The 8,246-nt window shown below is 58.8% G+C and carries 8 protein-coding genes and 1 rRNA gene; 2 read left to right on the top strand and 7 right to left on the bottom strand.

The genetic code is table 11. The annotated features are described in order from the left end of the window. The first annotated feature begins 292 nt into the window (after positions 1–292). Both ACTQ1E_RS08575 and ACTQ1E_RS08570 read left to right on the top strand, forming a co-directional pair. Positions 293–568, top strand: a complete 276-nt coding sequence (locus tag ACTQ1E_RS08575) for a type II toxin-antitoxin system Phd/YefM family antitoxin (RefSeq protein WP_152077364.1) — start codon at positions 293–295, stop codon at positions 566–568. Next, the gene (locus ACTQ1E_RS08570) at positions 459–866 is read left to right on the top strand and encodes a type II toxin-antitoxin system RelE/ParE family toxin (protein WP_441565848.1); all 408 of its coding nucleotides are present in this window, start codon (positions 459–461) and stop codon (positions 864–866) included. Before ACTQ1E_RS08575 ends, ACTQ1E_RS08570 begins: the two co-directional genes overlap by 110 nt. Positions 867–1,126: 260 nt before the next feature. Here ACTQ1E_RS08570 and tsaD read toward each other — a convergent pair whose 3' ends face one another. The 7 genes from tsaD to rrf all read right to left on the bottom strand — a co-directional run bounded on the left by tsaD (position 1,127) and on the right by rrf (position 8,241). After that, positions 1,127–3,511: a tRNA (adenosine(37)-N6)-threonylcarbamoyltransferase complex transferase subunit TsaD gene (gene tsaD / locus ACTQ1E_RS08565; protein WP_441049341.1), complete on the bottom strand. Its 2,385-nt coding sequence runs from the start codon at positions 3,509–3,511 to the stop codon at positions 1,127–1,129. Further along, on the bottom strand, positions 3,498–4,004 hold the full coding sequence (gene tsaE / locus ACTQ1E_RS08560) for a tRNA (adenosine(37)-N6)-threonylcarbamoyltransferase complex ATPase subunit type 1 TsaE (protein WP_154515158.1): 507 nt from the start codon (positions 4,002–4,004) through the stop codon (positions 3,498–3,500). Before tsaE ends, tsaD begins: the two co-directional genes overlap by 14 nt. Positions 4,005–4,016: 12 nt before the next feature. Continuing rightward, the gene (locus tag ACTQ1E_RS08555; RefSeq protein ID WP_427794390.1) at positions 4,017–4,637 is read right to left on the bottom strand and encodes a uracil-DNA glycosylase; all 621 of its coding nucleotides are present in this window, start codon (positions 4,635–4,637) and stop codon (positions 4,017–4,019) included. A gap of 8 nt (positions 4,638–4,645) precedes the next feature. Beyond that, positions 4,646–5,791 (bottom strand): alanine racemase, encoded by a 1,146-nt coding sequence (gene alr, locus ACTQ1E_RS08550; RefSeq protein ID WP_154515162.1) that lies wholly within the window; start codon positions 5,789–5,791, stop codon positions 4,646–4,648. Between the two features lie 2 nt (positions 5,792–5,793). After that, entirely contained in the window at positions 5,794–7,410 is a 1,617-nt protein-coding gene (locus ACTQ1E_RS08545; protein ID WP_441565845.1) for an NAD(P)H-hydrate dehydratase, read from the bottom strand. After that, the gene (gene acpS, locus ACTQ1E_RS08540) at positions 7,411–7,950 is read right to left on the bottom strand and encodes a holo-ACP synthase (protein ID WP_441033615.1); all 540 of its coding nucleotides are present in this window, start codon (positions 7,948–7,950) and stop codon (positions 7,411–7,413) included. A gap of 175 nt (positions 7,951–8,125) precedes the next feature. Beyond that, a 5S ribosomal RNA gene (gene rrf / locus ACTQ1E_RS08535) occupies positions 8,126–8,241 on the bottom strand. Positions 8,242–8,246 lie beyond the last annotated feature (5 nt).

Here is an 8,246-nt window from a genome sequence, read left to right as displayed (position 1 = left end):
GAATTTCTCGGTATAAAACGTCACTGACCTCGGACTTTACCCCACGACAGTTTTTGCTTGAGAGATGCTCTTCGGGGGCGGGGCGGGCGCCTGCCGCCATATATGAACTTTCCTGCTCGGACAGTCCTGCTCACGACGGAGGCCACATTAAGTGGCCTCCTGTTCGTGCGGAACTCGCGATAAAGTTCATATATGGCGGCAGGCGCCCGCCCCGCCCCCGAGGAGTTCCCATCCCAAATCTTAACTCTGTTATCATAATTACGATAATATTCTGATAGCTCAGGAGGTAGCTGTGAATATTAGGCCGGTCTCAGATCTTAGAAATCACTACCCGGATGTTGAACGCGAAGTCGAACAGGAGGGTCCGGTTTTTCTAACTAAAAACGGGCGGGGCTCTATGGTCGTCATGAGCTTTGAGCAGTACAAGTCACTGAGCAATACGATCGAGAGCGCACTTGATGCCGCTGATCGTCAGGCTGCCAGCATGCAACTTCGCTATACACACGACGATGTCTTTGGCTCTGTCAGAAAAATGCTCGACGGCGGCCTCGATGAACAGGCACTATAAGCTCCGCTATCTTCCCCTATTTTGGGAGGACCTCAGCCAAGCAGCGTCATATATCGCTTTTGACCTCAATAACCCCGCTGCAGCAAATAGGCTTGTCGACAATGTTGAAGCAGGCATACTCGAGCATCTCAAGAATCCAACCATGTCACCAACATACCCTTCGACAAGAAGACGGTCGCACCCGTATTACCGCTTCTACGTTGGCAACTACATGGTTTTTTATGTCGTCATCGACGACGTCATGGAAGTTCGCCGACTGCTATATAAAAGCCGAGATATTGAGTCGATTATCAGGTAGGTTTCTTTCAGCTAATGCACGCCGTAAATTCGACGCAGGCTGGCTAACCTTGCCGGACGTTGTCGACGCCGATCCAGCTCAGTAGCTGCATAGATACAGAAAGGTCCCCGACGCTGCCCGGGCGCCAGCGGCCGCATATGAACTTTATCGCGAGTTCCGCACGAACAGGAGGCCACTTAATGTGGCCTCCGTCGTGAGCAGGACTGTAGAGCAGGAAACCTTATATCCGGCCCCTCCGGTCGGGGACCGCACCCATACGACTACAGCGTCATGTTTGGATCGGCGTCGACGTCGAACGGCGAGATTTCACCTCGGTCGAATTTGCGGCGAGCGACCTCCGCAATCATGGCGGCGTTGTCAGTACAGGCCGAGAGAGGCGGCACCGTTACGCGAATCCCCTGACGCCCGAGTTTCTTAATCATCATCTCGCGCAGATGCGGGTTGGCCGAGACGCCGCCGCCGATGCAATACTCCTTGCACCCGGTGGCGTGCAGGGCGTTCTTGGCCTTCTTGTACTGCACGTCAAAGACCGCCGCCTCAAACGAGGCTGCAAGGTCGGGCAGGTGAATCGTGCGCCCAGCCTTGGTCTCCTGCTCAATATAGAGCGTCACCGCCGTCTTGAGGCCCGAAAGCGAGAAGCGATAGTCTCCCCTGCTGTTAAGCGCACGGGGAAAATCGATCGCGCGGGGATTGCCCGTCTCGGCGAGCTTGGAGATGATGGGGCCACCGGGATAGCCCAGGCCCAGCGCCTTGGCAACCTTGTCGAAGGCTTCGCCCACGGCGTCGTCCAGCGTCTCGCCAAGTACCTCGTAGTCGCCCCATGCCTTTACGTGCACGAGCATGGTGTGCCCACCCGAGACAAGCGTAAAGACAAACGGCGGCTTAAGGTCGGGCTGCGCCAGCAGGTTGGCGAACAGGTGACCCTCCAGATGATTGACGCACACGAGCGGTTTACCGGCAGCATACGCAAAGCCCTTGGCAAAGGCGACGCCCACCACCAGGGCACCCACCAGGCCCGGGCCTTGCGTCACACCCACGGCGGCAAGCTCACTTGGCGCAATCGCTCCACCCTCAAGCCCAAGCGATACCGCGGCATCTTCAAGCGCCGCATCTACGACACTCACAATCACCTCGACATGCTTGCGCGAGGCGATCTCGGGCACCACGCCGCCAAAGCGAGCATGAAAATCAATCTGCGTCGACACCTGGTTGGCCAGCATATTGCCGTCCGCATCGATAATCGCCACAGCCGTCTCGTCGCAAGAGCTCTCGATGGCAAGAACTAGGCGACGGCGCTCGATTTCGGCACGCTCCTCGGCGGTGCGCTCGGGCTCAGGCAGCGGCCAGACGCGCTGCTCGGCAGCCGTTGGCTCGGGCGAGGCATTGTCGAGAGGAAGCACCAGGGGCAGCGACGCCGTCATGACGATGGCATCCTTGCCGACGCCGTAGTAGCCACGGCGACGACCCGCCTCGGTAAAGCCCAAGGCGCTATAGAGCGCAATCGCACCCTCGTTGCCGTCCTCAACCTCAAGCGAAGCAGTGGTGCAGCCGAGCATCTGGGCGTCATAGCTCACGTGCGACAGCAGCTTGCGGGCAATGCCCTCGCGACGATGAGCAGGATCAACCGCGACGTCCATAATCTGAACGTCACCGTCGACGACCATGCCGCCGGCAAGTCCCAGCAGCTGACCGTCGTCGTGCGCCACCCACCAGCTACGCGGCGCGGCAACGCCCTCGCCCAGCTCGGACAGGAACATGCCCGGCGTCCACGCCTCGTGTCCGGCGCCTTCAAAGCAGGCGGCCTCCAATGCGCTCGCGCCCTCGGCATCCGCCGCGCCCATGGGACGGAACTGCAGATGGCGGCCGGCGAGCTCGTCGGCAACACCCGTAATCTCGCTCTGGGCGCTCTCGGCAAGCCCAAGGCGCTTACGCTCATTTTCCTCGGCATCCGAAAGACGCGTGTAGATCGGCAAAACGCGAGCCGGATTACCGTCGCCCGCGGCGTGCGCCATCAGAAGGCCTTCGCCCGAGGGCCACCACAGGTCTCGTTCCACGCAGCGCGCAGTCTCGTCCTCACTCAGCAGCTTGCCATAACGTACGAGACCGTCACCAGTCAGCTTAACCTGGCCCCAGTCCGCGGCCTGGCGCCACTCATCAAGCGCCACGGCGGCTTTGACCACGTGTTCGCGCTCAAACAGACGCTCGGGACCTTCGTCCCCCAGCACGTACAGAGCCGGATACACCTCGCCACGCATGGCGTCGGCAAGAACACCAAGCTTTCCGCGCACGCCAGCCTTCCACGCCGTCCAGGCGCAAGCGTCAAGTGTCGACACGCCCAGCAACGGCACGTTGGCACCGCGCGCCAGACCCTTAGCGGTCGAGATGCCAATGCGAACGCCCGTAAACGAACCCGGGCCGCGTCCAACCACATAACAGCCGACATCGCCGCGATTCAGCCCGGCCTGCGCCAACACGTCATCGACGGTATTCACAAGTTCCACGTTGGCATGGCGACGACACAGATGGTCCCCGCTCACCAGCTTCGCCTCGCCCGTCTGCTCATCAATCCAGCTTGCCGCGCAGGCAAGCATGTCGGTCGAAGTATCGAGCGCCACTACCAGCGCGTTGTCGTTATGCAAGCTCATCTTGTACAGCCTTATCAATCAAATCGAAAAGCTCCGTCGCGCGCTCGCCGTGCGCCTCGAGCGCGATCGTTCGCACGTCGCTATCGTCCTCATCGCGCCTAAGCGTCACCGAGAGATACTCATCCGTCAGCTCGTCCTGAAACTGCTCGCCCCATTCCAACAGGCAAGCGCCCTCATAGCCGAGCACGTCAAAAATGCCCGTATCCTCGAGCTCGTAGGCATGCTCCAAGCGGTACAGATCAAAATGGAACAGCGGAATACGCCCCTGGTCGTGAACGGCCATGAGCGCGAACGTAGGACTCGTGACCATATGCTCATCGCCCAAGCCGCGCGAGACGCCCTTGGTAAAGTGGGTCTTTCCCACGCCCAAGCCGCCGGTCAGTATCAGCACATCGCCATTTTCTAGACACGGTGCAACCAACTCGCCAAATTGCTCCGTATCGGCAGTACGAGCCGTTTTGTAGGTACCTAGCCCCAGGCGCTCCAGGGACATATACGCTCCTTATTATTCCGAGGCGCCCTCTGGCGCGGGATGTCGCACCAGATAGTCGCCCAGCATCTTAAAGTCTTCCTCCAGCAACTCCTGCCACGCCGGATTGCGCAGCGCCGCCGCGGGATGAAACGTCGGCATCACCACAAAGTGCCCCATCTGATGGAACCTGCCGCGCAGCTTGGTAATGCCAATCTCGGTCTTGAGCACAAAGTGCGTTGCGGGATTGCCGAGCGTCACGATGATATCGGGCCAGATGCTTCGAATCTGCTCGCGCAAAAACGGTGAGCAAGCAAGCACTTCCTCGGGACGCGGATTGCGGTTTCCCGGCGGGCGACATTTAAGCACATTGGCGATATAGACATCTTCACGCTTAAGACCCGCCAGGGACAGAATGCCGTTGAGGTCTTCACCCGCCGCCCCCACAAAGGGCTCGCCCTGTAAATCCTCGTTACGGCCCGGCGCTTCACCAATAAACATCACGCGAGCGCGGGGGTTTCCCACCCCAAACACGATATTGTGGCGCGACTGGTAAAGCTGGCAAAGGTGGCAATCACCCAGGACGGCCTCGATCTCCTCGAGTGCAACTTCGCGCGGCGCCTGATGGCTATGGCCGGGGATGTGCATAACGCCCATAGCGGCTCCTACACGTAGACCTTGTCGAGACGCATGCCAAAGCCGCAGGCGACCTCGTAGTTGATCGTGCCGCGCAGGCGCGCCATCTCATCCATGGTAATCTCGGCATCGCCATCGCGACCGATAATTATCATCTCGTCGCCATGTTCGGCCTCGGGAATCTCGTGAGCCGGGTTGGACTGAATGGCAACCATAAACTGATCCATGCAGATATTTCCGACCTGACGCACGCGCTCACCGCGATACAGCACGTCCATACGATTGGAAAGCGTGCGCGACAGGCCGTCGGCATATCCGATCGGCAGCGTGCAGATCTGAACGCGTGTGCGCGGTACGCGGTAGGTAAAACCGTAGCCTACGCCCTCGCCCATCGCAGGATGCGCCACGCGCGTCACGCGCGCATGAACGCTCATAACGGGATCAAGCTGCATCACGCGGCCGCTCAGCTCGCACGGCTGCATGCCATACAAGCCAACGCCAGCGCGAATCATATCAAAATGCATCGAGGGGTCGAGCATCGAGGACGGCGTGTTGGCACAGTGCACGATACCGCACTCAAAACCCGCATCCTTAATGGCCTGAACGGCCTCGGTAAAGCGCTGGCACTGCAGCTTGTAGTCCCAACCCGATGGTTCATCGGCCGTGGCAAAGTGCGTAAATACGCCGTCGCACTGAATACCGCGATGGAAATTAATACCGCGGACAAAGTCGAGCACCTGCGTGTAGTGAACGCCGATGCGGTTCATACCCGTCTCGATGGCAAGATGATACTTGCCCACCTTGCCCGCCGCGACGGCACATTCACCATACGCAAGAGCAAAATCGGACGTATAGACCGAGGGCATGATATCGAACTCGAGCAATGAAGGAATAGCCTCGATGGGAGGCTCGCTTAGAATCAGGATGGGTTTGGTGATTCCGCCCTGGCGCAACTCAATGCCCTCGCTGACCGTCGCCACGGCAAACATGTCGGCACCGGCCGAATACATGATCTTGGCGCACTCGACGGCTCCATGACCATAAGCATCGGCTTTAACCACGCAGCACAGGCGCTGACGCGGATCTAGCAAGTTCTTATAGGCCCTCGTATTGCGGCGGAGCGCCCCGCGGTCGATCTCGACCCAGGACCAACGCGTCAAATCGGCTTTATTCATGATTAGTCATCCGACCCTTCGTCCATGATTCCCAGATCATCGAGCGCATCCTTTGCCGCCAATTCCATGGCGGGACCGATCAAGTCGATAAGATCGGTCGCGATAACGCTCTTCTCGCCATACTCCGTCGCCGCAGCAAAGCCGGCATAGCTGTGGAGTGCGACGGCATACGAGTACAGCAGCTCCCAACGGTCCATCTCGTCACGCATGGTCGCAAGCGTTCCTGCAAGGATACCTGCGAGGACATCACCCGAGCCAGCGGTCGCCAACGACGCTGGGCCCGAAAGCGGCAGCAGCACGCGCTCGACGCCGCAAATGGCCGTCGTCGGACCCTTAGCGATAACAACGAGATTATCGGAACCGGCAGCCCAGACAATCTTTTGAGCAGCGGCAATCGCAGTGCCAAGATCATTGACCTCGTCGCCGGCAACGAGACGCGAAAGCTCGCGATAATGCGGCGTCATAACGAGCGGCTGCTCGCGACGGTACATCTCGGGATTACTGTCGATGCCGTCGATTGCAATCTTGGCAAGGCAGTTGAGCGCATCTGCATCTAGGATAAGCGGCACATCGAGCTCAAGCAGACCCGAAACGACTTGCATCGATCCGGCAGACGTCGTCATGCCAGGCCCGCACACAACGCAGCTGTACTTCTTGGCAATCTCGCACACTGTCATACGCGCAGCGGCACCAAAAGATCCACGGGAATCAGACGGAATGGCGAAAACGGGAATCGACGGGAGCGCCATACGAATAAGGTTGGCGCACGCATCGGGCGTCGCAACGGCCACATAACCGGCACCAGCACGAGCGGCAGACTTTGCGGCCATGATGGCGGCACCAGGATATTGTGCCGACCCGGCAACGATGAGCGCGGAGCCGCGCGAATACTTATCGATATTCGTGGGCAGCGGGGCAAAGTAGTCCACCAGATCACCGGGCTCAACGATCTCGGCAGCATGATCGACATCATCGATGACTTCGTCAAGGCGGTCGTACAGACCGCCACACACCAGGTCGCCAGCATACTCCGGACCGTCAGCGCTGTAGAGGCCGATCTTAGGGGCAATCATCGTCACGGTACGCTCGGCACGGATGCAGTCGTCATCCACAACGCCCGTCTCGGCATTCAGGCCCGAGGGAACATCGATAGAAACAACGTGATCGGCGCACTCGTTAACCGTAGGAACCCAAATAGAAAACGGCGCACGAAGGTTGCCGTGAAAACCGGTGCCAAAAATAGCATCGACCACGACATCCGCTTTGTTAATGAGAACCTCTAGCTCGTCTCGCGAAGGCCCAACGCACACATGAACGTCGCGACCGGCGGTGCGACGGGCAACGTGACGAGCAAGGGCAGCAGGAATCTCATCCGGCTCAACTGGAGAAACGATATCAACATCAACGCCCTTATGGGTCAGGATATCCGCAGCGACCCAACCATCACCGCCGTTATTGCCAAAGCCGACCAGCACAAGAACGCGATCAGGGTTGAGCTTTAAAATCTCGTTGGCGGCAAATTCACCCGCCAACTCCATGAGCTCGGCCTTCGAGGTGCCCTCGCGCTCGATGATATCCTCGAGGCGAACGACTTCCTCGGTACTCAAAACCGGTTTCATCTATGCTCCTTGCGTATCTTGCGGATTATCAATCAAATGCTCCGACAAAGCAGATTGTTGCAGCTGTTCAAGCTCATCCAATACAGAACGAGCCTCTTTAAATGTCTGGGCAACGCGCTCCTTGGTGCTCATTTTTTCTTCCTTAGGCTTAGGTCGAGCATCCTCGGTGATCGCAATGGCATTAGCGACAGCCAAGTCACCCGTAAGGGTAATAGAAAGAGCAACCTCGACAACACCCAAATCCTGGGCGATTTCGAGAGCGCGACCAGAAAGCAGAGCCTTTGGCTTGCCGAGCCTATCGCGTGTTACGGAAACGTCCTTACGTCCAACGCCCTGACTAAACCCCGTTCCAAGTGCCTTAAGTACCGCTTCGCGAGAGGCAAAGCGGCTGGCATAATGAGCGGCAGGGCGAGACGACGCATCGCAATACGCACGCTCTTCATCGGTAAACACGCGCCGGGCAAACGACGGCGTCTTCTCAAGGATTGATTTCATTTGGGAAATCTCGACGATATCAACGCCGATACCAGCTTCAGCCATGTTCACCTCCATGCTACACAGACTACGATATTGTAGCCCGTTCAAAGAAGATGCGACAAACGAGGGTTATAAAACACAGCTACTATGTGAGACAAATTGCCTGAGAAACGAAAAAGGGGGAGGCCGCGAGGCCTCCCCCTTCTCAGTCCAAGCGCACGGCTCGGTGCCGTCCACCGGTCAGCGGTGCCCTGGCCTCCCACGGGCTGGCCCCGCAGTACTCTCGGCGCGATGGGGCTTAGCTTCCGGGTTCGGAACGGGACCGGGCGTGCCCCCCATGCTCTGGCCGCTGACCGGTG

This window comes from Collinsella sp. LCP21S3_C7 (genome assembly GCF_052118485.1).
Classification (GTDB): Bacteria; Actinomycetota; Coriobacteriia; order Coriobacteriales; family Coriobacteriaceae; genus Collinsella.
This window is presented reverse-complemented; position numbering and strand designations above follow the sequence as displayed.